Here is a 24,585-nt window from a genome sequence, read left to right on the forward strand (position 1 = left end):
AATCGTGTCAATTTTCTGCTGACGGACGAGTCCACAAAGATTCATCCGTATTCTGGGTCATATAAATAACCACCCGGCGATTCTTACGGCGGGCTTCTGCTGTTTCTGCCGCCACCAACGGATGGTAGTAAGACAACCCTACCGCGGCCATCCGCTGCGGTGCCACCCCATATAAAGCCAGATTCTGTACCACGGAAGCCGCCCGTAACGACGACAACTCCCAGTTGGTACGCCCCCGGGACGGGGCATCATCTGCATGCCCTTGAACATTCAGGGGAAAAGGGTATTGCCGCAGTTCAGCGGCAATTCGCTGCAACAGCGGCAAGGCTTCGTCACGTATTTCCGTCTCGCCACTGGCAAACAATAAATCGGCGTTGAGCGATACCGAAATCCAGTCGGCACTGCCATCAACCGTTATATCGTCCGTTTCCGGAATAATTTGAGCCACCTGGCGTAAATCGGTGATTAACGGCAATAAACCGCTGCCTTCGGCCACTGGCAACACCGGGACCGGCGGATCGGGCACAAAGGCATCATCCAGCGCGGTAAACAAGGTTTGTAAGCGCGAGCGGGCGGCGGCGCCTTCTTCGTCGTCCAGCAGTTCGATGGCGTATAACATAATAAAAAAGACGCACAGCAGCGTCATAAAGTCGGCATAAGAAACCAGCCAACGATGGGGATCCGGGCGTTTCACAACACTACGCCCTGCAAGCGGTGCCGCAGCGCCATCGGGTTAATGCCCTCGCGCAGCGCCATCACGCCCAGCATCATCGCTTCGTAGTAACGCTGGCGGATCGCCAGTTGCTGTCGTAAAGCACTGGTCAGCGGAATGACCATCAGGTTAGCGCCGGCAACGCCATATAAGGTGGCCACAAAAGCGGTAGCAATACCGGCGGCCAGAGCTTCCGGTTGTTTGATATCGGCCAGCACCTGCATCAGCCCCAGTACTGCACCGACAATCCCCATGGTCGGTAAGTAACCGGCCAGATTATCCAGAATGCTGAGTAAATCCTCATCCCGCTGTTGCTGGCTTTTCAGTTCCAGCCACAGGGCTTTTTCGAGTGCTTTGGTATCACTGCCATCGGCCAGCAATAACAGGCCTTTGCGCAACACCGGGTCGGTTTCCGCCGTCGCCACTTTTTCCAGTGCCTGCGGGCCGTCACGGCGCAGTGCATTACCACTGACCGTCAGCTTGCCCAACAGCACATCCAGAGAAAAATACGGCGGCGATAACAACCAGGATAATAAGCCCAGCAAAGGACGATACTGAGCAGCAGGAATCTGTACCAGCGTGGCCAGCAGGCTGCCACCAAAGACAATCAGCAGTGCCGCCGGATTCCACAAGGCAGCCAGATTGCCGCCTTCCAGAACAAAGCCGGTGCCAACGGCACCGACAGCCAGGGCGACCAGTAACAGCGCCCGGCGGTTCATCAGCCGACCTCTTCGGCCAGGCGTCCGCCAATGTCTTTCAGAGGCAATATCTCATCACTGAGACCATCTTTGATGACCGCCATCGGCATACCAAAGATAACGCAGCTGTCTTCATCCTGGGCCCAGATATGGCCGCCACTCTGTTTAATCAGGCGGGCACCATCCCGGCCGTCGGCTCCCATGCCGGTAAGTACCACACCCAGCACTTTATTGCCGTAATGCTTGGCGGCCGAGGCAAAGGCAATATCCACACTGGGGCGGTAGTTAATGCGCTCGTCGCTGTCGCGGATATGAATAATGCCGCCATTACGACGCTCAACCATCAGCTGCATGCCACCCGGGGCAACATACACATGAGAAGGCTGAATACGGTCACCGTCCACGGCTTCCTTTACCACCAGCGGGCTGAGGCCATTCAGGCGCTCGGCAAAGGCTTTGGTAAAAGAACCCGGCATGTGCTGAACAATAATGATGGGGGTTTTGAAACCGGCCGGAATGGTCCGGAACAAAGTCTGCAACGCTGCCGGACCACCGGTGGACGTACCAATCACCACCAGATCTTTCTGGCCGATACGGCTACGGGCAACAGGGCGCGCGGCAACCACAGGGGCTGGTGCAGAACGCAGATGGCTGCGCGCCACGGCAGCAATTTTATCCGTCAGGGCGCGTTTGATTTCGGCCGAATCTTTGGCCACGGCATCGAAATTCTTGGGCAGAAAATCCAGTGCGCCGGCATCCAGAGCGTCCAGCGTAACGCGCGCGCCTTCAAATGTTAGCGAAGAAAACATCAGCACCGGCACAGGCCGGCGCTGCATAATATTGCGGATTGCCGTAATGCCATCCATCACCGGCATTTCGTAATCCATAGTAATAACATCCGGGCGCAGCGAATCGTTTTTCTCGATTGCCTCCTGCCCGTTAGCCGCTACGCCAACCACTTCCATGCGCGGGTCAGCATTAATGATCTCGGTTACCCGGCGGCGGAAAAAGCCCGAGTCATCGACGACCAGTACACGAATACTCATGAAAAATCGGTTTCCTTAGGTTCAGCGTGTAATCGCATGGCGACTGGCATAACGCGCCAGCATACTGGGAATATCTAGGATCAGAGCGATACGGCCATCACCGGTAATCGTAGCTCCGGACATCCCCGGGGTGCCATGCAGCATACGTCCCAGCGGCTTAATCACCACTTCTTCCTGACCGATCAGCTGATCCACCACAAAACCAACCCGTTTGGTGCCGACTGAAACCACCACCACATGGGCAGATTCATCCGCTATGGCGCGGTTTTCACCCTTCACCAGCCAGCGTTTCAGATAGAACAGCGGTACCGGTTTTTCCCGCACCACAATCACTTCCTGGCCATCGACTACGTTGGTTTTGGTCAGGTCGAGATGGAAAATTTCATTCACACTGACCAGCGGAAACGCAAAGGCCTGATTTTTCAGCATGACCATCAGGGTTGGCATAATCGCCAGCGTTAACGGCACTTTGATATGAATGCTGGTACCGGCATCCGGTTTGGAATGAATAACCACCGTGCCATTAAGCTGGGCAATTTTGGTTTTCACCACGTCCATACCCACACCGCGGCCGGACACATCCGAAATTTGCTCTTTGGTGGAAAAACCCGGGGCAAATATCAGATTAAAACATTCATTTTCGGTCAGGCGGTCAGCAGCATCCTGATCCATAATGCCTTTTTCGACCGCTTTACGGCGCAGCACATCGGCATTCATACCGTGGCCGTCGTCCTGAATAATCAGCAGAATATGGTCGCCTTCCTGCTCGGCCGACAACAACACCGTACCGACGCGGGGCTTACCTTTTTTCTCGCGCTCGTCCGGCATTTCCACACCGTGGTCAACCGAGTTGCGCACCAGGTGCACTAACGGGTCAGCCAGCGCCTCGACCAGGTTTTTATCCAGGTCGGTTTCTTCGCCGCGCAGTTCGAGGTTAATTTCTTTTTTCAGTTGCCGGGCCAGGTCCCGGACCACCCGCGGGAAGCGGCCGAATACTTTTTTGATCGGCTGCATCCGGGTTTTCATCACCGCCGCCTGCAGATCACCAGTAACCACATCCAGGTTAGCCACGGCTTTCGACATGGACTCATCGGCGCTTTTCAGGCCCAGCCGCACCAGACGGTTACGCACCAGTACCAGCTCACCGACCATATTCATAATATCGTCGAGACGTTTGGTATCGACCCGTACCGTGGTTTCCGCGGCAGAATCTTTATCAGCGGCAGCAGCGGGTGCCGGCGCAGTTTTGGCGGCGGCGGCTTTGGCAGCCGGTGCCGCTTTAGCCGGTTCAGCTTTGGCGGCAGCAGGTTTTTTACTGGGTTTTGCGGTCGTCTTAGCCGCTGGTTTGTCAGCGGCAGGTTCGGCAGTGACAGATTCGGCAGTGGCTGCAGCATCGGCACCCGCTGCGGCACTGTGCTTACCTTTACCGTGTAAGCGATCAAGTAATTCTTCAAACTCGGAATCGCTGATCAGATCATCACCACCAGCCCCGGCAGGTGCTTCCGCGGCTACCGGTTCTGCAGCGGGCGCAGCATCGGCGGCTACACCAGTATGGCGACCTTTGCCATGCAACTGATCGAGCAATGCTTCAAACTCGTCGTCAGTAATCTCGTCACTGTCAGCGCCAGATGAGCCAGCCTCTGCAGCGGCAGCGCCATCGTCGGCAGGTTGCTGGTGCTGTTCATCCAGTGCGTCCAGCAACCGTTCAAATTCGTCGTCGGTAATATCGCCGTCATCAACAGGCGCCGGTGCTGCTGTTTCGGTCAGGTCTGCCGTTTCTTCAGAATCAACGGCAACGACATCATCGGCCGCCACGTCGTCTTCGGAGGCAGGCTTAGCCAGCTGATGCAGGCGTTCAATTAATTCAGGATCAGCGTTGTCTGGTGTGGCGCCGGAACGAACGGCATCAAACATTTCGTTGACGCTGTCGAGTGCCTGCAACACCACATCCATTAAATCGGAGGTAACAGAGCGTTTACCGTTGCGCAGAGTATCGAACACGTTTTCCGCCGCATGGCAGCAATCCACCAGCGGGCTCAGCTGTAAAAATCCAGCGCCACCTTTAACGGTGTGAAAGCCGCGGAAAATAGCATTCAGCAGATCTTTATCCTGCGGGCGTTGTTCAAGATCGACCAGTTGTTCAGAGAGCAACTCAAGGATCTCGCCGGCTTCGACCAGAAAATCCTGGAGGATCTCTTCATCAGCATCGAAACTCATCCGTTAGCTCCTTCAAAAACCAAGACTGGACAGTAAGTCATCAACATCATCCTGGCTGGCAACTACGTCTTCACTGGATTTATTTATCTGCGGTCCTTCCGCAGCGATATTTTTACCCTCTGCCGGCGCCACAACGTCGCTGTCCAGATCGGTGTGGGTGATCCCGGTAATTTTGTCGACATTACCAGCCATCAGCACCAGATTAACCAACCGGGCCTCCACATCGCGTACCAGAGCGGCCACTTTATGAATAACCTGGCCGGTCAGATCCTGAAAATCCTGTGCCAGCACGATGTCAGAAAGCTGCCCCTGCAATTGTTGCGACTGACCGGCACTGTCCTGCAGGAACTGGGTCATTTCCCGACTCAGGGCCCGGAATTCATCCGGTGTCAGTTCTTTTTTCCGGAAGCGTTGCCATTGGGCATTCAACCGGCTGGCTCGCTCATGAATATCACTGGCCAGCGGCATCGCCGCATCCACCAGATCCATGGTGCGGTTGGCCGATTTATCGGTCATTTCCAGCACGTATGTCAGTTTATCGGTCGCATTGGCTATTTCTGAAGAGGCCCCCACCGAAGTATCGACATTCAGATTTTTTATGGCTTCATGCAACGCTCTGGTCAGGCGGCCGATCTCGTTGTAAAGCGTGCGATCCCGCACATCGTTGAGGTCGTTAACCAGCGAGACAGCCCGACCAATATCACCGCGCTCCAGCTCCTTAAGCATATTTTCAGCAAGGTTGCGGATTTCTCTGCTGACATCGCTGTTGTCGGTGTTCATATTGAATCCGGACATTAAGGGTCGCCTTTCTTTAACCTTCGATGCGTTCAAATATCTTGTCGATTTTCTCTTTCAGCACCGCCGCTGTGAAAGGCTTAACCACATAGCCATTCACACCGGCCTGGGCTGCTGCCACAATCTGATCACGTTTGGCTTCTGCTGTTACCATCAGTACCGGCAGGCTTTTCAGGCGTTCATCCGCCCGTACCCGCTTCAGCAGATCCAGACCGGTCATGCCCGGCATGTTCCAGTCGGTAACCAGAAAATCAAAGTCACCGTTTTGCAGCATCGGCAACGCAGTGGTCCCGTCATCCGCTTCCTGGGTGTTGGTAAAGCCCAGGTCACGCAGCAGGTTTTTGACGATCCGTCTCATTGTTGAAAAGTCATCAACAATAAGAATCTTCATGTTTTTGTTCAAAACGACCTCCAATAATCGACTTTATATTCCAAGTCGTCCCATCGGTTGAGTGTAGACGCAGTTAATGCATTATCCACAAACCACAGCACTCTGACCGAAAAAAATACCGTCAGATTAATAAGTTAGCCCATCCAACCGGATAACCGGGTGCGTAACCGGTGTGCCGCCTGACTGTGCAATTGGCTGACCCGCGATTCACTGACCCCCAGCACCGCCCCGATTTCTTTCAGGTTAAGCTCTTCGTCGTAATACAGGGCCAGCACCAGCTGTTCCCGTTCCGGCAGGGTTTTAATGGCACCGGCCAGCTGCAGCTGAAACGATTCACGCTCCACCCCATCCTGTGGACCGGGTAAACCTTCATCATCAAACACATCAAAACCGGATTCGCTTTTTTCCAGCACTTCTTCAAAGCTGAACAGCCGGCAGCCGGCGCTGTCTTGCAGAATACTGTGGTATTCGTCCTGGCTGATGCCCAGCACCGCCGCCACCTCAGTATCTTCAGCGTCACGGCCTTTTTCGTTTTCGACCTGGCGGATGGCGGCGCTGATGCGGCGCGCATTACGATGCACCGAACGCGGCGCCCAGTCACCACGACGTATTTCATCCAGCATCGAACCGCGGATACGGATACCGGCATAGGTTTCAAAGCTGGCACCTTTACCGCCGTCGTATTTACGCGCGGCTTCAATCAGGCCGATCATGCCGGCCTGAATCAGGTCATCCAGTTGAACACTGTCGGGTAAACGCCCCAGCAGATGATGCGCAATGCGCTTCACCAGCGTGGCGTGTTCACGCACCAGCATTTCATAGTCATGCTTCTGAACGTCGGTATACACCAGGCAACTTCCTACTGACACTCGTTATGCCCCAGCTTCCTGCACTAACCGGTCCACGAAAAATTCCAGATGCCCACGGGGGGTAGAAGGCAACGGCCATGAGTCTACTTTTTTCGCCAGAGCCCGGAAGGCAATTGCCGCTTTGGAGCGCGGATAGGCTTCCAGTACCGCTTTCTGACGCTGTACGGCACGTTTCAGCGCATCGTCCTGCGGAATCGCACCCGCATATTGTAATGCGACTTCCAGAAAACGGTCGGTTACTTTGGTCAATTTATTGAACAACGCCGTACCTTCCTGTGGTGTTCTTACCATATTTGCCACAATGCGGAAGCGGAACAGGCCGTAATCACGGTTCAGCAATTTGATCTGGGCGTAGGCGTCTGTAATGGACGTCGGCTCATCCGTCACCACCATCAACACTTCCTGCGCCGCATGCACAAAGCTCATCACACCTTCGGAGATACCGGCGGCGGTGTCGATAATCAAAACGTCCATATCGTCGCCGATATCGCTGAAGGCCTGAATCAGACCGGCGTGTTCACGACTGTTCAGTTGCGTCAGTTTCTGGGTTCCGGACGACGCCGGCACCACACGGATACCGCCCGGGCCTTTCACCATAATGTCACGCAGATCACACTCGCCCTGCAGCACATTTTCAATGGTTTTGTTGGCACTCAGCCCCAGCAGAATATCAATATTGGCAAGCCCGAGGTCAGCATCCAGCACCACTACCCGGCGGCCCAGTTCGGCCAGTCCGATGGCCAGATTGACCGATACGTTGCTTTTACCGACCCCACCCTTACCACCGGTAACGGCGATCACCTGTACGGGATGTCTTGCCATGCTTATTTATACTCCGTATTAGCCGCCGGGCGGCTGCGTTCTGTCATCGCGGTGGCAGCCTGCCAGCGCGTTCTGGCCATGCGAGCCATCTGTTCGGCCAGTCTTACCAGTTTGGCAGCCTCCGGGTAGTGAATATCATCCGGAATATGCGGGCCATCCGTTACCAGGGTAACCGGCAGACGGGTCAGCGCCGCGACACTCATGGCCGCTCCCAGGCTGAAACATTCATCCAGTTTGGTAAACACACAACCAGACAAGCCAGCGGGTTTGAACAATTCGTAATTTTCCTGCAGGCAACGACCCTGACTGGTTAATGGTAACACCAGTAATTTCTTCAACCTTGATCCAGCTTGCTTAAGCATAGCCAATTGCACGTCAAAGTGTTGATCGCGGCTGGATAAACCGGCGCTGTCGACCAACACCAGCTTTTTATCTTTAAGGGTATCGAGCAATTTGTTCAGATCGCCCTGCACCGGCAATACGTGCAGCGGCACGCCCAGAATGCGGGAAAAACTGCGCAGCTGATCATGGGCGGCCACGCGATAGTTATCCAGTGTTACCAGTGCCACTGAACCGGCACCGTGACGCATCACAAACTGCGCCGCAATTTTACCGATGGTAGTGGTTTTGCCGGCACCAGTAGGGCCAACCAATGCCACCATACCGCCACGCTCCAGCACCTGGGTAGAAGCGACCGGAATATCGTCCTGCAGCATGGTCAGCACCTGCTGCCAGGCCTGATCCAGATCGGAGGACGTTACCCGGGCGGCAATATCATCGGCCCAGGCCGGTTCCAGTCCCAGATCCTGACACCGCGCCCACATCTGCGACTGCTGCCAGGTTAAGGGCCGGCGGGTATCCCAGGGGCTGCCATTATGGCTGACCATCCAGTCTTTCAGTTCACGCAGCTGGCCCTGCATCTGTTCCAGAGCATGGTTGTACAGGCCAGTATCATTTACCTCGCTCACGGCCGCCGGCTGAGGACGCGCCAGCGGGCGTTCTTCCTGCACGGGCGACACCACACGGCGGGGCTGTGACTGAGGTTGAGATTGCGGCTGCGCCACCGCCGCAGCGCGGGGCTTGCCGGCAGCGCTGGTGAGCTGGTCGTTTTTAAAGCCACGCAGCACTTTGGCCAGACTGGCCTGCGAACCAACATCCGCCTCGCGGGCCTGCTGCAAACGGGCGGCACGCTGTTCGGTACGGGCCGGAGCGCGCTGTTGCTGACGGGTTTTGGCCTGCTCCAGCTCCTGCTGCAGTTGCAGCTGGCGCTCAAGTTCCGGCGCCGCGCTCTGGCTGTGATAATCCAGCGCGGCAACCACTTCCATACCTTCAGCGGTTTTGCGGCTGGACACAATCACGGCATCCGGGCCCAGTTCCTGGGATACCAGACGCAGCGCGGTCTGCATATTAGCGGCGGTGAAGCGTTTTGCTTTCATAATCGACACTCACAACTATTTGCCGCCGATACTGGCGACAATGGTAATACTCTTGTTGTCCGGTACTTCCTGGTAAGCCAGTACATGCAGCTGCTCAATGCTGTTGCGGATGAACTGCGCCATGGCAGCCCGCAACTGACTGGTAACCAGCAACACGGCCGGATTGCCGGCCATTTCCTGTGCCTGTACGGCTTCAGCCAGGGAGCGCTGCAGGTTTTCGGCCATGGCCGGTTCCAGAACCAGACCATATTGCTGAGCCTGCTGCGCGCTCTGCTGCAATGTCTTAAGCAATAACTGTTCCAATGATGGATCCAGCGTCATAACCACCAGCTCATCCCTGTTGCCATAGATGTTCTGGACGATCATCCGGCTTAATGCCAGACGCGCCGCCGCCGTCATCGTGGCAATATCTTGACTCTTCGAAGGTGAATTCGCCAAAGACTCGGCGATTGAGCGCAGATCGCGGATGGGCACATGCTCACGCAGCAGGCTTTGCAATACGGTCAGCAGCTGACTGATGCTGACGGTATTGGGCACCAGCTCTTCGGCCAGTTTGGGTGAGGTTTTGGCCAGAATATCCACCAGCTGCTGCACATCTTCATGACCCAGCAGTTCGTGGGCGTGGCGCTGCAGTTTCTGGTTCAGGTGCGTGGCGACCACCGTGCTGGCATCCACCACGGTGTAGCCCAGGGTCTGGGCACGATCTTTCTGGTTTGGATCAATCCAGAAGGCTTCCAGACCAAAGGCCGGGTCGGTCGTGGCCAGACCGTCAATTTTGCCGAACACCTGGCCGGGGTTAATGGCCAGCTCGCGTTCCGGGTAAATTTCCGCTTCCGCCAGCGTTACGCCCATCAGGGTAATGCGGTATTGGTTCGGCAGCAGATCGAGGTTGTCGCGGATATGCACCGACGGCATCAGGAAGCCCAGCTCCTGCGACAGCTTACGGCGCACGCCTTTAATACGGTTCAGCAACTGACCGCCCTGGGCTTTATCGACCAGCGGAATCAGACGATAGCCGACCTCCAGCCCCACCCGGTCAACCGGCTCTACGTCATCCCAGCCCAGCTCTTTCACTTCCATTTGTTTAATAGTGGCTTCGGCTTTTTCTTTCGGTGCCGCCAGCGCTTTGTCGCTGCCGCCCGCGGTTTTACCCGGTAACGCCCCGGCCGGCACCGTTTCTCCGGTTAAACGCCGCACCACGGCGTCGCCCAGCGCACCGCCAGATTTTTTCCAGCTGATGATATAAGCAATCAGGCCCGCGACCAGCGCCGAACCGAGAAACACGGTATGCGGCATGCCCGGCACCAGACCCATTAAAAACATCAGCCCGGCCGATATCGCCAGAGCGCGCGACGAGGAGAACATCTGCGTGAAAATCTGCTCACCCATGTCTTCATCGCTGCTGTTGCGGGTCACCATAATGGCGGTGGCGGTAGACAGCAGCAGTGACGGAATCTGTGCCACCAGACCGTCACCAATGGCCAGCAGCGTATAAGCAGAAACCGCATCGCCGAAACTCAGGCCGTGCTGCACCATACCAATGGCAAAACCACCGATGACGTTGATCACCAGAATCAGGATACCGGCGACCGCGTCGCCCTTAACGAACTTACTGGCACCGTCCATGGAGCCGTAGAAATCGGCTTCGGCCGCCACATCCGACCGACGCTTTTTGGCTTCATCGGCATCAATCAGGCCGGCGTTCAGATCGGCATCAATCGCCATTTGTTTACCAGGCATGGCGTCCAGGGTGAAGCGGGCACTTACTTCTGACACCCGGCCGGCACCCTTGGTGACCACCACAAAGTTGATAATCACCAGAATAATAAACACCACCAGACCGACGGCGTAGTTACCGCCGATCAGCACTTCACCGAAGGCCTCGATCACTTTACCAGCGGCATCGCCGCCTTCGTGACCGTACATCAGCACCACCCTTGTAGAGGCCACGTTCAGCGCCAGCCGCAACAGGGTCGCCACCAGCAGAATGGTCGGGAATACGGCAAAATCGAGTGGCCGTTTGGCGTACACGCTGACCAGCAGCACGATGACCGATAAGGCGATATTGAAGGTAAAGAAGATATCCAGCAGGAACGGCGGTATCGGCAGCGTCATCATGCCGAGCAGAATCAGCACCATCAGCGGGATGCTGAGATTGCCATTGGCCAGCAAGGAAGCGCCCTGCTTCAGCTGCCCCATCACCTGAGTTTTTGTGGCTGTCGCCATGTGTTCAATCCGTCAGAAAACCATCACTGACGGATGTCTTGCAAAAAGCTGTCCAACTTTTTGAGGTTGAGGGTTAAGCGTTCAGGGTTCTGCGTGCGCTGCAGAAAAATCCCAACACTGGACGCTGGACGCTGGACGCTGGACGCTGGACGCTGGACGCTGGACGCTGGACGCTGGACGCTGGACGCTGGACGCTGGACGCTGGACGCTGGACGCTGGACGCTGGACGCTGGACGCTGGACGCTGGACGCTGGACGATTTTTGGCATCTCCCGTTTCCCGTCAAGCGCAGCGAGCATTTTTTTGCTTCAAGCCTCAAGCTTCCGGCTTCATGCCCCCAAACGCAGCGAGCGTTTAGCCAGGCTCCGGGTCTACCCGCAGGTCACGCGGAATCGGCATATCCGGTTTGCGCTCGGGGCGTGGGCCACGGCCTTTTACGAACAGATCCATCTGGTAGATGTAGGCCAGCACCTGCGCCACCGCCACATACAGGCCTTCGGGGATTTCATCACCGATTTTACCGTGAGTGTACAAGGCCCGCGCCAGCGGCGGTGCCTGCATCTGCGGGACGTTATGTTCTTTGGCAATTTCACGGATTTTCATCGCCACTTCGTCACTGCCTTTAGCCACCATCACCGGCGCACTCATACCCGAGGAGTCGTATTTCAGCGCCACGGCAAAGTGGGTTGGGTTGGTAATCACCACATCGGCGGTGGGTACATCGGCCATCATGCGGCGCTGTGACATCTCGCGCTGCAGCTGACGGATTTTGCTTTTAACTTCCGGCTTGCCTTCGCTTTCTTTAAATTCGTCCTTAATTTCCTGCATGGTCATGCGCAGTTTTTTGGTGTGGCTGTAAACCTGCCAGGGTACATCCGCCACCGCGATGACGATGGTGGAGGCGCACAGAAAAATGACGCTCCATAAAATAATATCAATGGCACCTGCAATGGCTGTTTCAGTAGCCATACGCTTCAACAGCATCGCTTCATTAAAATACATGCCCAGTACCAGCCAGGCCACCAGCCCCACCACCAGTACCTTGGCCCAGGATTTCAGCAACTCTACCAGCGAATTCATGGAAAACATCCGCTTCAGACCACTGAGCGGATTCAGACGGTCAAATTTCGGCATAATGGCTTTGCCGGATAATAACCATCCACCCACGCCCAGCGGGCCGAAAAAAGCCGCCAGCAGCACAATGATTAACCAGGGTGTCAGGGCAATGGTGGCTTCCCAGGCCGACGCACCCAAATGGCGGAACATCTGCGCGGTATCAAAAGCGGTGTCACGATCAAAGGAAAAACCCAGCTTGGCAATGGCGGTCACGTGCTCGGCCATCCACGGGCCGAACGCCAGTAACCCGAGTGCGCCAAACAACAACACCATGGTGGTGTTCAGTTCTTTCGAGCGCGGCACCTGCCCTTCTTCGCGGGATTTCTCTAACCTTCGCGCCGTGGGTTCTTCGGTTTTTTCCTGACTGCTATCCTGCTCAGCCATATCAGGACATCTCCGTCAATTTTTTGATGAATTCAAACAGGGTGTCCATATAGCCCTGAAAACTTTGTGCCACTTCGCCCAGACTGAGCGACAAAATTAATAACCCGACAATCATGGTCACCGGAAAACCCAGCGCGAAAATATTCAGCTGCGGCGCGGCGCGGGTCATAACGCCAAAGGCCAGGTTCACAATCAGCAGTGCGGTCATGGCGGGAATGGCAATCACCACCGCGGCGGCAAACATCCAGCCGCTCCAGGTCACCATCAGGCCAAACTGTTCGGCGCTGAAGCCGGTAAAACCGACCGGCAATGTGCGGAAGCTGTCGACCAGAATTTCGATCATCACCAGATGACCGTTTAGGGATAAAAACACCAGACTGACCAGAAACAACAACCATTGGCTGACCACCACCACCGACGCACCCTGCGACGGGTCAACGGTGGTGGCAATGCCCAGGCCGGTTTGCATGGCAATTAACTGACCGGCAATCACAAAAATCTGCGTCACCAGTTCAATCACAAAGCCCAGCGCAATGCCAATAAGTAATTGCTGCAGAATAATCACCAGCGACGCCACCGACAGTGCATCCACCGCCGGCAGTGGCGGCAATACCGGTACAATCACTAAGGTAATAGTCACCGCCAGCAACAACCTTACCCGCGCAGTAACCATCCGGGTACCGAGCAGCGGCATCACCATCAGCAAGCCGCTGATGCGGGCAAAGGGGTACATATAGCGACTGACCCAGTGGCTGACTTCCAGAGCCTCTATTTCAAACACAGGTCAGCCGATGATGAAGGGAATGTTCATATACAGGTCGCGGGTGTAATCCAGCACCGCGCCCACCGCCCAGGGGCCGAACATCAGAATGGCCAGCAAGGTCACCACCAGACGCGGCAAAAAGCTCAGCGTCTGTTCGTTAATCTGGGTCGCCGCCTGAAAGGTACTGACCACCAGGCCCACAATCAGGCTGGGGACAATAATCACCACCACAATCAACAACACCAGATACATGGCGTGATTAAACAGATCACCGATTTCCGCCGGAGTCATAGCCTACCTCGCTAAAGCGTGCCGAAACTGCTGGCCAGCGTACCCATAATCAGGGCCCAGCCATCAATCAGCACAAACAGCATTATTTTAAATGGCAGCGAAATAATAATGGGCGACAGCATCATCATACCCATGGCCATCAGAATACTGGCCACCACCAGGTCGATAATTAAAAACGGAATAAAAATAAGAAAACCGATCTGAAAAGCAGTTTTCAGTTCGCTGGTAATAAAGGCCGGAATCAGAATATGCAGCGGCGTGGCATCCGGGCCGCTAATGTCATCACGGCCACTCAGACGCACAAACAATTGCAGGTCATTTTCGCGGGTTTGCGCCAGCATAAACTGATGCAGGGGCACCACGGCCCGCTCTACCGCTTCCATCGGTGTGATGGTTTCAGCCAGATAGGGCTGCAGGGCATCGGCGTTAATGACGCGGAATACCGGCATCATAATAAACATGGTTAAAAACAACGCCAGGCCTAATAAAATCTGATTGGACGGGGTTTGTTGCAAACCAATGGCCTGACGCAGAATCGCCATTACCACAATAATGCGGGTGAAAGAGGTCATCATAATCAGCAATGACGGCAGAATGGTCAGTACCGTCATAATGGCCAGAATCTGAATGCTGACGGTGTATTCGCCGCCGCTGTCCGTGGCCTTATAGGTTACTGCCGGAATACCGGGAAACGACGGGCTGGCCGCCACCGGGTCGGCCGCCAGTGCCGGCAAGGGCAATACCAACGTCAGCAGTAATAACAAACCAGCCCAGCCGTATCGCATCATGAACGTATCGCTTTTTTTAATAAGTCGGCAAAAGATGCCGGTGCAGCCTGAGTTTCCGGCAACGGTTCATCCAGCTCGGTCAGCAGGGTAATTTGCCGGGCGGTAATGCCCACCACCAGTTGCTTATCACCGGCCTGCACCACCGCAATTTTTTCTTTCATCCCCAGCGACAGGGTTGCCACCAGCCGTAACGGCTGAGCGTTACCGGCCATGCCCGGTAAACCTCCGAAGTGACGGGTTTTATGCACCAGCCAGGCCAGCACAATAATCAGGGCCAGAATCAGCAGCAAAAACATAAACACCCGGCCACCGGACGCCAGCGGGTCGGGCGGGGTCAGCTTTTTTTCTTCCGCCCACACCAGCACTGGCAGGCATAAGCCGGCCAGGCCGATCAGGCCGTTAGCGCAGGCGCTGAATACGTTCACTCTGGCTCACCACGTCGGTTAAACGGATACCGAATTTATCGTTCACCATCACCACTTCGCCGTGGGCGATCAGGGTACCGTTGACCATCACATCCAGCGGTTCACCGGCCAGACGATCCAGCTCCACCACCGAACCCTGGTTAAGCTGCAGCAGGTTACGGATCGGAATCTGGGTGGCGCCTACTTCCATGGAAATACGCACCGGAATATCCAGAATCACATCCAGCTCGGGGCCGTTGTAATCATTACTGATGGGTTTGCCGTCATCGTGCAGTTCATCCAGCGGCATATTTTTTACCCCGGCCGGGCTATCGGCTTCCTCTTCGCCTTCACCGGCTTCGGCCATGGCCGCGGCCCATTCATCGGCCAGCGCTTCGTCATCGCTGCCAGCGGCGATTTCATCCGCCAGCGCATCGGCATCAATACCGCTGTTTTCCTGTTCGTTCAGCTCATCATTTTCGTTCGCCATGACCGACTCCTCAGCGTCTTCTGTGCTTCACCTGGTCGATGATTTTCACCGCCAGATTTTCATTGGAAATACCCATTTTGCCGCGGAATACCGGCACCCCATTGGCCTGCAGAATAAATTCCTCCGGCAGATCGACCGGAATAATATCGCCGGCTTTTAATACCGCCACTTCACGCAGGGAAATATCGCGTTCCACCAGCGTCCCGTGTACCGGTACGCGGGCGTCCATAATGTCTTCCCGCAGCGACTGCTGCCAGCGCTCGTCCACATCGTCCACATCGCTTTGTACACCGGCATCCAGCACTTCGCGGATGGGTTCGATCATGGAATAAGGGAAGGTTAAATGCAGGTCACCGCCGCCGCCGTCCAGTTCAATATGGAAGGTGCTGACCACCACCACTTCACTGGGGCTGACGATGTTGGCCATGGCCGGGTTCACTTCCGAACCGACGTATTCAAACTCCAGTTTCATCACCGGCGCCCAGGCTTCAATCATATCGTTGAATACCTGGCTTAAGACCAGCTGCACCACCCGCACTTCGGTGGGGGTAAATTCACGGCCTTCAATTTTGGCGTGGCGGCCATCACCACCGAAGAAGTTGTCCACCAGCTTGAATACCAGCTTGGCGTCCAGAATAAACAATGCCGTACCGCGCAGCGGCCGCATTTTGACCAGGTTCAGACTGGTGGGTACGTACAGGGTATGAATGTACTCGCCGAATTTCATAATCTGCACGCCGCCGGAAGCCACATCGGCACTGCGGCGCAGAAAATTAAACATACTGATGCGGGTATAACGGGCGAAACGCTCGTTAATCATTTCCAGCGTGGGCATGCGCCCACGAACAATACGGTCGTTGCTGGTTAAGTCGTAGGCCTTGACCCCGGACGGGTCAATATCATCCTCGGGCTCGATATCACCTTCATCGACCCCGTGCAGCAACGCATCAATTTCATCCTGCGACAATAAATCCTGCACGCCGAAATTCCTTACTGCATAACCAGATTAGTAAACAGAACCGCTTCTACGCCATCCGCTCCGCTTTCGCGCTTAACCAGCAAAGCGATATGTTCCAGCAGGCGTTGTTGCAGTTCAACCCGACCTTCTGCGGTACGCAGATGGTTAAAACTCTGTTCGCTGATAATGCGGATAATCTCGTTACGCAACAACGGATCATGCAAACGCAGCGCGTCCACCACCGCCGGCTGGCGGGTCATTATTTCCAGGGTCAGCTGCAGAAAACGCTGTCGCTGCCCGACCTGAAAACTCACCACAAATTCCGGTTTCATAATGACGTACTGCACCGGCAATACCACCGGAGCCGCTTCCGCCACCGGCCCGTCTCCCGCGTCACCGGCCAGCTGGTCCCGCATCAGCCACAGGGTCGCGCCAACGGCGATAACCACCAGCAGTAAGGCGCCGGCGATCAGCAGAATCAGTTTCTTTTTGCCGTTAGCCGGTGGCGGTGTAGCGGCACCTGTCCCGTCATCCAATGTCAGATCTTGTTCTGCGGCCATATAAAAATGCTCCTCTGTATCGGTATAAAGCAATCTGCGTGCCAGCAATTCCGTCAAAAAACCAGCAAATAAGGGCGGATCATACGCCGGGGACGGCGGATCGTTCAGCAACTTATGCGGCAGGCGTTGGTATTATGGCAGTGATTGGCGGCGATAACAGCCGCGGCGGCGTTTGACCGGCAGGCTCAGTGGGCAGAGCAAACGACAGGTAAACAAACGGGCGGGAGAGCATAAAGACAAAACCACCGGGCCGACCTTCACTCCGGCCCGGAATTTTTCAGGCGCACGTCATGCGCACATCAGGCATAAGTATCCAGCAGATTAAGCGAACCGGCCGGTGCCAGTGACTGGCTGTCATCGGTTGCCAGCCATTCCCCCTCTGCACCATCCGCGCTGCGGTCACCCTGGCCGCCCTGTCCGGACTGACCTTGCTGCGCCTGGCTCTGCTGGCCACGTTCGCTGACATCATAGCCGGCCAGCTGTAACCCCTGCGCGGCCAGGGCATCACGCAGCCGCTGGGCACCGGATTCCAGGGCATCCCGCACCTGACCGTTCTGTACCTGCACCTGCACGGTGGCCTGGTCCTGCTGTACCTGCAGACGAATCTCCAGGCTGCCTAATTCCGGCGGATCGAGGTGAATACGCGCCTGCTGCACATCATCCATCACCATCGCCACCACTCTGGCACCCAGCGCCCCGCCCCAGGTGCTGCGGTCATTGCCAAAGTTCAGGCGTTCTTCCCGCAGTGCCTGGCTCAGTTCATCCGGTAACGAGGTGGCGGCATTTTTTTGTGCCGCTACGGTCGCGGCGGTGCTGATGCTGGTTTCCGCCGGGGCCGCTGCCGCCAGCACGCTGGCCGGAGTGGCGGGCGTACTGGCGGCGGTATTATTCTGCGGCGTCAGCAAACTGGTGCTGAAAGCCTCATCCGCGGGCGGACGGCTGTCCGTGCTGGTGCTGGTTAATACGGCGGTATTCAGAGGATCCGTGTCGGTAGCCGGTTCAGCGGCATCAGCACTGGCAGCGGTGGCGGTCGCCTGAGCGCCAGCAGCCAGCCCGGTTAAAGCGGAGCGGGCGGCAGTGGTCTCGGTATCACGCACCGCTGCAGCAGCGTCAGCCGGCGGCGGCAACAGGCTGGCAACCGCGCCGGTTTCAGCGGCCAGCAACGCCGCCTCTTCCCCGGTCAGTAACGCTGCGGCGGCTTCTTCCCCGGTCAGTAACGCTGCGGCGGCTTCTTCATCAGCAGCCGTCAGCACCTCTGTGCTGTCAATGCCTTCAGTACCTTCCGCACCGTCCAGCAGCTTACCGGTCTGACCGGCGCCGATCTGACGCAATAAGGCGGTAATGGAGGGTAAGGCCGCGACATCGGCGGCGCTATCAGGCAGTGGCGTTTGCTGCTGCAGGCTGCCGGCCAGCGGCAACATCCTGCCCGTCAGTGGCAACGCAGTGGCCGCCGCTGTTGCCGCCGTCCGGGCCGGTAACAGCGATGTGAGCACCGAAGAAAAAGCCGGTTCAGCGCTGTCGCCGTTTCCGGCCGCTGGCGCTAACGCCGCGCCAGCACTGGCCGCAGGGGCAGCCAGGGCCAATAAAGACAAAGCGGATGAATGAGGGGTTTGCATGCTGTTCTCCACAACCTCAGAAAGGTAACTGTTCAGAGTTCAGCAAAGACCGGGCCAGTTTTATTAACCAGCGCCTGTAAACAGTCGCGGACCTGGCAATATTCCTGTTCGACGGCGTCCAGCAAGACCAGCGTGCCGCCCAGATGGCCGGCGCGGCCGGCATCTTCCAGTTGTTGCAGCATATTGGTCAGCCGGATAGCACTGATATTGGCCGCCGCGCCTTTAAAGCTGTGCGCCAGACTGGCCACCGCCGCACAATCGCCAGCGGTCAGGGCCTGTTGCAGGCGCGGCAGACGTTCGTCCGCATCCTGACAAAACAGTGTCACCAATAAGGGGAAGTCTTCCGCCATCATGTCGTATAAAAAACGCAGGGCGGTGTTATCAAAATGATCCGTCAATGCCATCCGAGGCCTCCTGTTCCCGCAGGAACCATACGTACTTCAGCGCTGCTGACGCAAGGCTGCGGCACGGTTGGCCCATTCATCGGCCAGTTTCTGTTGTTGTTTTTCTTCACCGGCTGCGTGTTCGAGATCGAGCTTATCCATCAGACCGGTTAAGGCCCGCACTTTACCATGCTGTTCCAGATAACGCTGCCGGGCTTGTTCGGTTTGCTTTTGCAGCAGGTTCAGCTTTTCGCTTTGCTGCTGCAGCGCCCGTTCAATCTGCTGCATAAAGCCGAGGGTGGCGTGCAGGGTACCGGCACTGACCATGCCCTGCCCCGGCGTGGAGATACGCTGCTGATACTCGTTGTTATAGCTGACCAGCTGCTGGCGCTGTTGTTGTTCCGCCTGCAGTTGTTGCTGCAGCTCACCCCAGCGGCGCAGCAGCTCCTGCTCTTCCCGTTCGGCCATATCCAGTAAGACCTGCAGGCGCTTGGCGCGCGGATGCTTTCTCATGCCTTAGTGCCTTTGGCCGCCGGCGGCGACGGGAACAGCTCGTCCAACTCTTGTTTGCTGCTGGCCAGGTCAGCCCCTTCGTGCAAGCCCTGGCGCAGCATGGCTTTGATGCGGGGCAAACGGTCAATGGCGGCATCGAGCAACGGATCGCTACCCGGCTGATAGGCGCCGACGCTGATCAGATCCTGATTCTGGCGGTAATGCGACATCAGCTGCTTACACAGCTGGGCTTTTTTCAGCCAGTTTTCATCCACGATCTGCGGCATTACCCGGCTGACCGAGGCTTCCACATCAATGGCGGGGTAATGGCCTTCTTCGGCCAGTTTGCGCGACAGCACAATGTGGCCGTCGAGAATGGCGCGGCTGGCGTCGGCAATCGGGTCCTGCATATCGTCGCCTTCGCTCAGCACAGTATAAAACGCGGTAATCGAACCACCGCCTTCGCTGCCGTTACCGGTGCGTTCCACCAGTTTGGGCAGTTTGTTGAACACTGACGGCGGATAGCCTTTGGTGGCCGGAGGTTCCCCCACCGCCAGGGCAATTTCCCGCTGCGCCTGGGCGTAACGGGTGAGAGAGTCCATCAGCAGCAGTACGTTCTGGCCCTGATCGCGGAAGTATTCGGCAATGGAGGTGCAGTATTGTGCGGCGCGCAGCCGCATTAAGGGTGAATCATCCGCCGGCGACGCCACCACCACGGCGCGCTGCAGGCCTTCTTCACCAAGAATTTCATCAATAAATTCTTTTACCTCGCGGCCCCGTTCACCAATCAGACCCACCACAATAATGTCGGCACTGGTGAAGCGGGTCATCATGCCCAGCAGCACGCTTTTACCGACACCGGAACCGGCAAACAAACCAATGCGCTGACCACGGCCCACGGTGAGCATGGCGTTAATGGCGCGGATACCCACATCCAGCGGTTCACGAATGGGGGCCCGGTGCAGCGGATTAATGGGACGGCCCTGCAGATGGCCCTGTTCAATATCCTGCAGTGGTCCGTGCGCATCCAGCGGCCGGCCGGTGCCATCCAGCACCCGGCCCAGCAGGTTAAAGCCCACCGGCACATCGGCGGCCATGGTTAACGGCCACACCCGGGCACCGGGACGCAGGCCATCGACCTGTTCAATCGGCATCAGGAAAATTCGTTGCTCATCAAAGCCCACCACTTCGGCTTCAATATCTTCGGCGCCTTTGCGCTCGACCATGCAGCGGTCGCCGACCTTAACGTTAATGCCCACGGCTTCGAGGGTAAGGCCGACCATACGGACCAGGCGGCCGGCGATTTTCGGCTGGTAGGGTTTATCGGGAATGCGCAGGCTGTGCCAGCGGTCACTGAGGCTCATGGGGATGATCCGGCGCGGCGGCAGGTTCTTCGGCGGCAGGTTCTTCGGCGGCGGGTTCTGCTGCAGCAGGTTCTTCGGCTACCGGTTCTTCGGCTACCGGTTCTTCGGCTACCGGTTCTTCGGCTACCGGTTCTTCGGCTACCGGTTCGGCCGGCGTTGGCGCTAAGGGTTCTTCCCATTGCGCCTGTTCATCGGTATCGGGGAAGGTAACGCTCTGCTGCATCATCTGCGTCAATACATTGTCGAGCAGCTGATTCAGGTAATCCTGGCTGGAATACTCCACCAGCGAATGTTCGGTTTCCACCCGGCAGCTGCCCGCCGGTAATTTGTCGTCTACCCGGTAGTGCATTTCGGTGCCGGTCAGCTCCAGGCTGTTCTGCAGATGACGGGCATCGTCGGGGCCAATCACCACCCGGATGTCTTTTTCACCACCCGGTAACTCGGCCAGCGCGCGCTGCACAAACTGCAGAATATTCACCGCGCCATCGCGCAGTTCTTCGTCCAGCACACGGGAACAGATACCGGCCACCAGCGCCGCCAGCACTTCCGGCAGCTGCTGGTCACGCTGTTCCAGATGGCTGTGCAGCGTGGCCGCGATGCGCTGCAGCCGGGTGACCACCAGATTGGTGTCGGCCTGCGCTTTCAGGCGCCCGGCTTCATTGCCCTGCTGCAGGCCTTCGTCGTAACCGGCTTGCCGGCCTTCGGCAAAAGCGGCGTCGTAGCCTTCTGTGCGGCCGGCTTCAAAACCTTCTTTGTGGCCCTGCTGACGGCCTTCGACCAGGCCCTGCTCCAGCCCGTCGTTATAGGCTTCGCGGCGGATATTTTCCAACTCTTCAGCAGTCGGGAATGCCAGTGGCTCGCCCTGTTCATCGGTCACCGCCTGCCTGGCGGCCGCCTGCTGGGCGGCTTCCTGTTCGGCTTTTTCGGCCTCCCACGCCGGCGGCTCGGTCCAGTAGGGCAACCGCCACAGCTTCACATCGCGGGCATCTTCCGCGCGGATGGGATGGTGATGTTCCTGCCGGATTTCTGTCATTTACATCATGGCCTCGCCACCACCACCCAGCACAATTTCGCCGGCATCGGCCAGACGACGGGCAATGGTAAGAATTTCTTTCTGCGCCCCTTCCACTTCGCTGACCCTAACCGGCCCTTTGGCTTCGAGATCGTCACGCAGCAGTTCGGCCGCCCGTTTGGACATATTGCGGAAAATTTTATCCTGCACCTGCGGATCGGCACCTTTCAGGGCCACAACCAGCAGGTCGGTAGACACTTCGCGCAGCAGAATCTGAATGCCGCGGTCGTCGATATCCACCAGGTTGTCAAACACGAACATAAGATCCTGAATCTGAATGCCCAGATCTTCATCCACTTCCTTAATCTGATCCAGCAGATCAGCGGCAATGCTGCTGTCAACAAAGTTAACGATATTGGCGGCGGTTTTAACCCCGCCAATACTGGTGGTCTGGGCACCGGCCTTGCCAGAAAACTGACGTTCAAGAATATCGTTCAGTTCCTGCAACGCTGCCGGTTGCACGGCTTCCAGTGCCGCCACCCGCATAACGATATCCAGGCGCACTTTTTCATTAAAGTTGGACAGAATTTCGGCGGACTGATCCGGGTCGAGGTAGGACACCACAATGGCCTGAATCTGCGGGTGTTCGTGGCGGATCAGGTCGGCCACCTGACGGGATTCCATCCACTTCAGGGAATCCAGACCGGTGGTATTGCCGCCCAGCAGAATACGGTCGATCAGGGCACCGGCTTTGTCGTTACCCAGCGCCTGGGTGAGCATATTGCGGATGTAAGCATCGGACCCCAGGCCCATACCGGTCTGGCCGCTGACCGCTTCCAGAAATTCCGCCACCACGCCTTCCACCTGCGTCTGGTTAACGTTGGTAAGCGTCGCCATCGCAGTACCGACACGCTGAACTTCTTTCGGGCCCATGTGTTTCAGAATCTCGGCGGCGTCTTTTTCGCCCAGGCTCATCAACAGAATGGCAGCACGATCCAGGCGGGTTAAACGCGCCAGGGCTTCATTTGCCGGTTTTGCTTCATTTGCCATGATCGTCATTCACCCAGCCAATCACCACTTGTGCCACCCGTGCCGGGTCTTCTGCAATCAGACCTTTCAGCGCATCCAGCTGGCGTTCAAAACTTTCTGAGGCGCCCGGCAGCAGGAATTCATCCATACCCGCCAGCGTCACTTTTTCATCATCCAGACCTGCTTCCGCATCTTCAAGCTCTTCCAGCATCACCGAGGCCTCATCGCGGCCACGGTTGGCCAGGCTCTTGATGGTGGGACGGATCACGCCGAAGATCAGCAACAGGATAAACAAACCGGCCAACACCTGCTTGAGAATTTCCCAGAACCAGGGCTGGGTCCAGAAATCCGGCTCGCCCAGGGCCGCGTCGGTTTTACCCATAAAGGGCGAGTTAATCACGTTCACGCTGTCGCCACGGGCGGCATTAAAGCCCACCGCATCACGCACCAGCACTTCCAGCCGCTGCAGGTCGTTATCGCTCCAGGGGGTGTATACCGCTTCGCCGTTTTCGTTAAAGCTGACGCGGTCATTCACCACCACCGCTACGGTCAGGCGACGCAGACGCCCCACCTGTTGTTGCTGATAGCTTAAGGTACGGTCCACTTCGTAGTTACGGGTGGTTTCGGAGCGGCGGCTAACCGGCGCACCGGCACCCTGCCCGGTTCCCAGCGCCTGCTCCGGCGCATTGGCTTCAGCCGGCGGCTGATTGGACAGTGCACCCGGAATGCCGCCGTTGATTTTACCGGTATTTTCTTCGTTCAGCAGTTGCTCACTGCGCAGGGCGATTAAATCGGGGTTAAACAGCTCCTGGGTTTGTTCCTGCACGGTAAAGTCAATGTCGGCGGACACTTCGGCTTTGTAGTTATCGTCACCCAGCACCGGCCGCAGAATATTATTCACCGCCTGAGTAATAGAGGACTGCACGCGGTTGGTGTATTCCAGCTGTTTGGTGGCCAGGAATTCCGTCGATTGCTCTTCCGGTTTGGACAGCAGATTGCCGTGCTGGTCGACCACCGACACATCCACGCGATCCATTTCCGCTACGCTCGATGCCACCAGATTGACAATGGCTTCCACCTGATCGCGGCTTAATTCGCGGCCGGCATACAGCTCCAGAAATACCGACGCACGCGGCTTGCGCACATCACGCACAAACACCGACTGCTTCGGCAACGCCAGATGCACCCGCGCATTACGCACGCTGCGGACGCTGGCGATGGTACGTGCCAGCTCACCTTCCAGACCGCGGCGGTAGCGGGCGTTTTCAATAAACTGACTGGTGCCCAGTGAGCTGTCCTGGTCCAGAATTTCCAGACCGACGGTTTTATCGTCCAGCAAACTGGCTGCCGCCAGTTTCATACGGGCAGTGTGTAAATCACCGGATTGCACCAGCAGAATCTGGCTGGCCGGATCAATTTCAAAGGCTATGCCTTCGCGCTGCAGCACTTCAATGATGTCCTGCGCGTTATGGTCCTGCAGACGATGGATCAGCGGCTTATAGCTGGGCTCGCTGGTCCACACCATAATGGCGACCGACAGCGCAATCACCAGCGCTACACCACCAATCACCGCCGCCTGGCGCACAATCGACAAACGATTGAAACCCAGCAATACCGGATGCCCGGATTCCTTACCCGGCGCTACCGCCGGTACATCGGATTCGTTATCAGCGGCCATGTTGGCGTTGCTCTGAGCGGGTACGTTTTCCATAGTCTGCTACCTT

The 24,585-nt window shown here is 56.9% G+C and carries 25 protein-coding genes; all 25 read right to left on the bottom strand.

Translation table 11 applies throughout. From position 1 onward, the window contains the following. Positions 1-7: 7 nt before the first annotated feature. Positions 8-694, bottom strand: coding sequence for an OmpA/MotB family protein (locus tag GJQ55_RS09530; protein ID WP_228344731.1), 687 nt, complete (start codon positions 692-694; stop codon positions 8-10). Beyond that, positions 691-1,431 (bottom strand): motility protein A, encoded by a 741-nt coding sequence (locus GJQ55_RS09535; RefSeq protein WP_228344732.1) that lies wholly within the window; start codon positions 1,429-1,431, stop codon positions 691-693. The genes GJQ55_RS09530 and GJQ55_RS09535 overlap by 4 nt, the downstream gene beginning before the upstream one ends. Further along, the gene (locus GJQ55_RS09540) at positions 1,431-2,456 is read right to left on the bottom strand and encodes a protein-glutamate methylesterase/protein-glutamine glutaminase (RefSeq protein WP_228344733.1); all 1,026 of its coding nucleotides are present in this window, start codon (positions 2,454-2,456) and stop codon (positions 1,431-1,433) included. The genes GJQ55_RS09535 and GJQ55_RS09540 overlap by 1 nt, the downstream gene beginning before the upstream one ends. Positions 2,457-2,477: 21 nt before the next feature. Then, complete coding sequence (locus GJQ55_RS09545) at positions 2,478-4,673, bottom strand: chemotaxis protein CheA (RefSeq protein WP_228344734.1); 2,196 nt, start codon at positions 4,671-4,673, stop codon at positions 2,478-2,480. 12 nt (positions 4,674-4,685) lie between these two features. Next, positions 4,686-5,453, bottom strand: a complete 768-nt coding sequence (locus GJQ55_RS09550) for a protein phosphatase CheZ (protein ID WP_228344735.1) — start codon at positions 5,451-5,453, stop codon at positions 4,686-4,688. Positions 5,454-5,484: 31 nt separating this feature from the next. After that, the gene (gene cheY / locus GJQ55_RS09555) at positions 5,485-5,859 is read right to left on the bottom strand and encodes a chemotaxis response regulator CheY (protein ID WP_479266825.1); all 375 of its coding nucleotides are present in this window, start codon (positions 5,857-5,859) and stop codon (positions 5,485-5,487) included. Between the two features lie 134 nt (positions 5,860-5,993). Further along, complete coding sequence (locus GJQ55_RS09560) at positions 5,994-6,674, bottom strand: RNA polymerase sigma factor FliA (RefSeq protein WP_229367427.1); 681 nt, start codon at positions 6,672-6,674, stop codon at positions 5,994-5,996. Between the two features lie 57 nt (positions 6,675-6,731). Continuing rightward, positions 6,732-7,550, bottom strand: coding sequence for a MinD/ParA family protein (locus GJQ55_RS09565; RefSeq protein ID WP_228344738.1), 819 nt, complete (start codon positions 7,548-7,550; stop codon positions 6,732-6,734). Between the two features lie 2 nt (positions 7,551-7,552). Then, entirely contained in the window at positions 7,553-8,986 is a 1,434-nt protein-coding gene (gene flhF / locus GJQ55_RS09570; RefSeq protein WP_228344739.1) for a flagellar biosynthesis GTPase FlhF, read from the bottom strand. A gap of 15 nt (positions 8,987-9,001) precedes the next feature. Then, positions 9,002-11,212, bottom strand: coding sequence for a flagellar biosynthesis protein FlhA (gene flhA, locus GJQ55_RS09575; RefSeq protein ID WP_275944421.1), 2,211 nt, complete (start codon positions 11,210-11,212; stop codon positions 9,002-9,004). Positions 11,213-11,565: 353 nt separating this feature from the next. Then, on the bottom strand, positions 11,566-12,711 hold the full coding sequence (gene flhB / locus GJQ55_RS09580; protein WP_228344740.1) for a flagellar biosynthesis protein FlhB: 1,146 nt from the start codon (positions 12,709-12,711) through the stop codon (positions 11,566-11,568). A gap of 1 nt (position 12,712) precedes the next feature. Next, entirely contained in the window at positions 12,713-13,492 is a 780-nt protein-coding gene (gene fliR, locus GJQ55_RS09585) for a flagellar biosynthetic protein FliR (RefSeq protein ID WP_228344741.1), read from the bottom strand. 3 nt (positions 13,493-13,495) lie between these two features. Further along, the gene (gene fliQ, locus GJQ55_RS09590; protein WP_228344742.1) at positions 13,496-13,765 is read right to left on the bottom strand and encodes a flagellar biosynthesis protein FliQ; all 270 of its coding nucleotides are present in this window, start codon (positions 13,763-13,765) and stop codon (positions 13,496-13,498) included. A gap of 11 nt (positions 13,766-13,776) precedes the next feature. Then, on the bottom strand, positions 13,777-14,550 hold the full coding sequence (fliP, locus tag GJQ55_RS09595; protein ID WP_228346780.1) for a flagellar type III secretion system pore protein FliP: 774 nt from the start codon (positions 14,548-14,550) through the stop codon (positions 13,777-13,779). Then, complete coding sequence (gene fliO, locus GJQ55_RS09600; protein ID WP_228344743.1) at positions 14,550-14,978, bottom strand: flagellar biosynthetic protein FliO; 429 nt, start codon at positions 14,976-14,978, stop codon at positions 14,550-14,552. The genes fliP and fliO overlap by 1 nt, the downstream gene beginning before the upstream one ends. Beyond that, entirely contained in the window at positions 14,953-15,447 is a 495-nt protein-coding gene (gene fliN / locus GJQ55_RS09605) for a flagellar motor switch protein FliN (protein WP_228344744.1), read from the bottom strand. The genes fliO and fliN overlap by 26 nt, the downstream gene beginning before the upstream one ends. A gap of 10 nt (positions 15,448-15,457) precedes the next feature. Further along, entirely contained in the window at positions 15,458-16,426 is a 969-nt protein-coding gene (gene fliM, locus GJQ55_RS09610) for a flagellar motor switch protein FliM (protein ID WP_228344745.1), read from the bottom strand. An 11-nt stretch (positions 16,427-16,437) separates the two neighbouring features. Further along, the gene (locus tag GJQ55_RS09615) at positions 16,438-16,965 is read right to left on the bottom strand and encodes a flagellar basal body-associated FliL family protein (protein WP_228344746.1); all 528 of its coding nucleotides are present in this window, start codon (positions 16,963-16,965) and stop codon (positions 16,438-16,440) included. Positions 16,966-17,264: 299 nt separating this feature from the next. Then, positions 17,265-18,386: a flagellar hook-length control protein FliK gene (locus GJQ55_RS09620; protein ID WP_228344747.1), complete on the bottom strand. Its 1,122-nt coding sequence runs from the start codon at positions 18,384-18,386 to the stop codon at positions 17,265-17,267. Positions 18,387-18,613: 227 nt separating this feature from the next. Further along, complete coding sequence (locus GJQ55_RS09625; protein WP_228344748.1) at positions 18,614-18,985, bottom strand: Hpt domain-containing protein; 372 nt, start codon at positions 18,983-18,985, stop codon at positions 18,614-18,616. A gap of 36 nt (positions 18,986-19,021) precedes the next feature. Continuing rightward, the gene (gene fliJ / locus GJQ55_RS09630) at positions 19,022-19,477 is read right to left on the bottom strand and encodes a flagellar export protein FliJ (RefSeq protein ID WP_228344749.1); all 456 of its coding nucleotides are present in this window, start codon (positions 19,475-19,477) and stop codon (positions 19,022-19,024) included. Further along, positions 19,474-20,820 carry a flagellar protein export ATPase FliI gene (fliI, locus tag GJQ55_RS09635; protein ID WP_228344750.1) on the bottom strand — a complete coding sequence of 449 codons (1,347 nt, stop codon included), beginning with the start codon at positions 20,818-20,820 and terminating at the stop codon, positions 19,474-19,476. Before fliI ends, fliJ begins: the two co-directional genes overlap by 4 nt. Next, positions 20,807-21,853 (bottom strand): FliH/SctL family protein, encoded by a 1,047-nt coding sequence (locus GJQ55_RS09640; protein WP_228344751.1) that lies wholly within the window; start codon positions 21,851-21,853, stop codon positions 20,807-20,809. Before GJQ55_RS09640 ends, fliI begins: the two co-directional genes overlap by 14 nt. Further along, positions 21,854-22,882, bottom strand: coding sequence for a flagellar motor switch protein FliG (gene fliG, locus GJQ55_RS09645; RefSeq protein ID WP_228344752.1), 1,029 nt, complete (start codon positions 22,880-22,882; stop codon positions 21,854-21,856). It abuts the gene before it with no gap. Next, a complete protein-coding gene (gene fliF / locus GJQ55_RS09650; RefSeq protein WP_228344753.1) occupies positions 22,872-24,572 on the bottom strand; it encodes a flagellar basal-body MS-ring/collar protein FliF in 1,701 nt (566 codons plus the stop codon). Before fliF ends, fliG begins: the two co-directional genes overlap by 11 nt. Between the last annotated feature and the right edge of the window lie 13 nt (positions 24,573-24,585).

The sequence above is a fragment of the Venatoribacter cucullus genome, assembly GCF_016132445.1.
Lineage (GTDB): Bacteria > Pseudomonadota > Gammaproteobacteria > Pseudomonadales > Oceanobacteraceae > Venatoribacter > Venatoribacter cucullus.

Excerpts from the sequence above, each read along its gene's own strand:
- GJQ55_RS09535 (WP_228344732.1), bottom strand. The coding sequence starts at position 1,431 with ATGAACCGCCGGGCGCTGTTACTGGTCGCCCTGGCTGTCGGTGCCGTT.
- GJQ55_RS09540 (WP_228344733.1), bottom strand. The coding sequence starts at position 2,456 with ATGAGTATTCGTGTACTGGTCGTCGATGACTCGGGCTTTTTCCGCCGC.
- GJQ55_RS09545 (WP_228344734.1), bottom strand. The coding sequence starts at position 4,673 with ATGAGTTTCGATGCTGATGAAGAGATCCTCCAGGATTTTCTGGTCGAA.
- GJQ55_RS09550 (WP_228344735.1), bottom strand. The coding sequence starts at position 5,453 with ATGAACACCGACAACAGCGATGTCAGCAGAGAAATCCGCAACCTTGCT.
- cheY (WP_479266825.1), bottom strand. The coding sequence starts at position 5,859 with ATGAAGATTCTTATTGTTGATGACTTTTCAACAATGAGACGGATCGTC.
- GJQ55_RS09560 (WP_229367427.1), bottom strand. The coding sequence starts at position 6,674 with ATGCTGGTGCGTGAACACGCCACGCTGGTGAAGCGCATTGCGCATCAT.
- GJQ55_RS09565 (WP_228344738.1), bottom strand. The coding sequence starts at position 7,550 with ATGGCAAGACATCCCGTACAGGTGATCGCCGTTACCGGTGGTAAGGGT.
- flhF (WP_228344739.1), bottom strand. The coding sequence starts at position 8,986 with ATGAAAGCAAAACGCTTCACCGCCGCTAATATGCAGACCGCGCTGCGT.
- flhA (WP_275944421.1), bottom strand. The coding sequence starts at position 11,212 with ATGGCGACAGCCACAAAAACTCAGGTGATGGGGCAGCTGAAGCAGGGC.
- flhB (WP_228344740.1), bottom strand. The coding sequence starts at position 12,711 with ATGGCTGAGCAGGATAGCAGTCAGGAAAAAACCGAAGAACCCACGGCG.
- fliQ (WP_228344742.1), bottom strand. The coding sequence starts at position 13,765 with ATGACTCCGGCGGAAATCGGTGATCTGTTTAATCACGCCATGTATCTG.
- fliP (WP_228346780.1), bottom strand. The coding sequence starts at position 14,550 with ATGCGATACGGCTGGGCTGGTTTGTTATTACTGCTGACGTTGGTATTG.
- fliN (WP_228344744.1), bottom strand. The coding sequence starts at position 15,447 with ATGGCGAACGAAAATGATGAGCTGAACGAACAGGAAAACAGCGGTATT.
- GJQ55_RS09615 (WP_228344746.1), bottom strand. The coding sequence starts at position 16,965 with ATGGCCGCAGAACAAGATCTGACATTGGATGACGGGACAGGTGCCGCT.
- GJQ55_RS09620 (WP_228344747.1), bottom strand. The coding sequence starts at position 18,386 with ATGTTGCCGCTGGCCGGCAGCCTGCAGCAGCAAACGCCACTGCCTGAT.
- GJQ55_RS09625 (WP_228344748.1), bottom strand. The coding sequence starts at position 18,985 with ATGGCATTGACGGATCATTTTGATAACACCGCCCTGCGTTTTTTATAC.
- fliJ (WP_228344749.1), bottom strand. The coding sequence starts at position 19,477 with ATGAGAAAGCATCCGCGCGCCAAGCGCCTGCAGGTCTTACTGGATATG.
- fliI (WP_228344750.1), bottom strand. The coding sequence starts at position 20,820 with ATGAGCCTCAGTGACCGCTGGCACAGCCTGCGCATTCCCGATAAACCC.
- GJQ55_RS09640 (WP_228344751.1), bottom strand. The coding sequence starts at position 21,853 with ATGACAGAAATCCGGCAGGAACATCACCATCCCATCCGCGCGGAAGAT.
- fliG (WP_228344752.1), bottom strand. The coding sequence starts at position 22,882 with ATGGCAAATGAAGCAAAACCGGCAAATGAAGCCCTGGCGCGTTTAACC.
- fliF (WP_228344753.1), bottom strand. The coding sequence starts at position 24,572 with ATGGAAAACGTACCCGCTCAGAGCAACGCCAACATGGCCGCTGATAAC.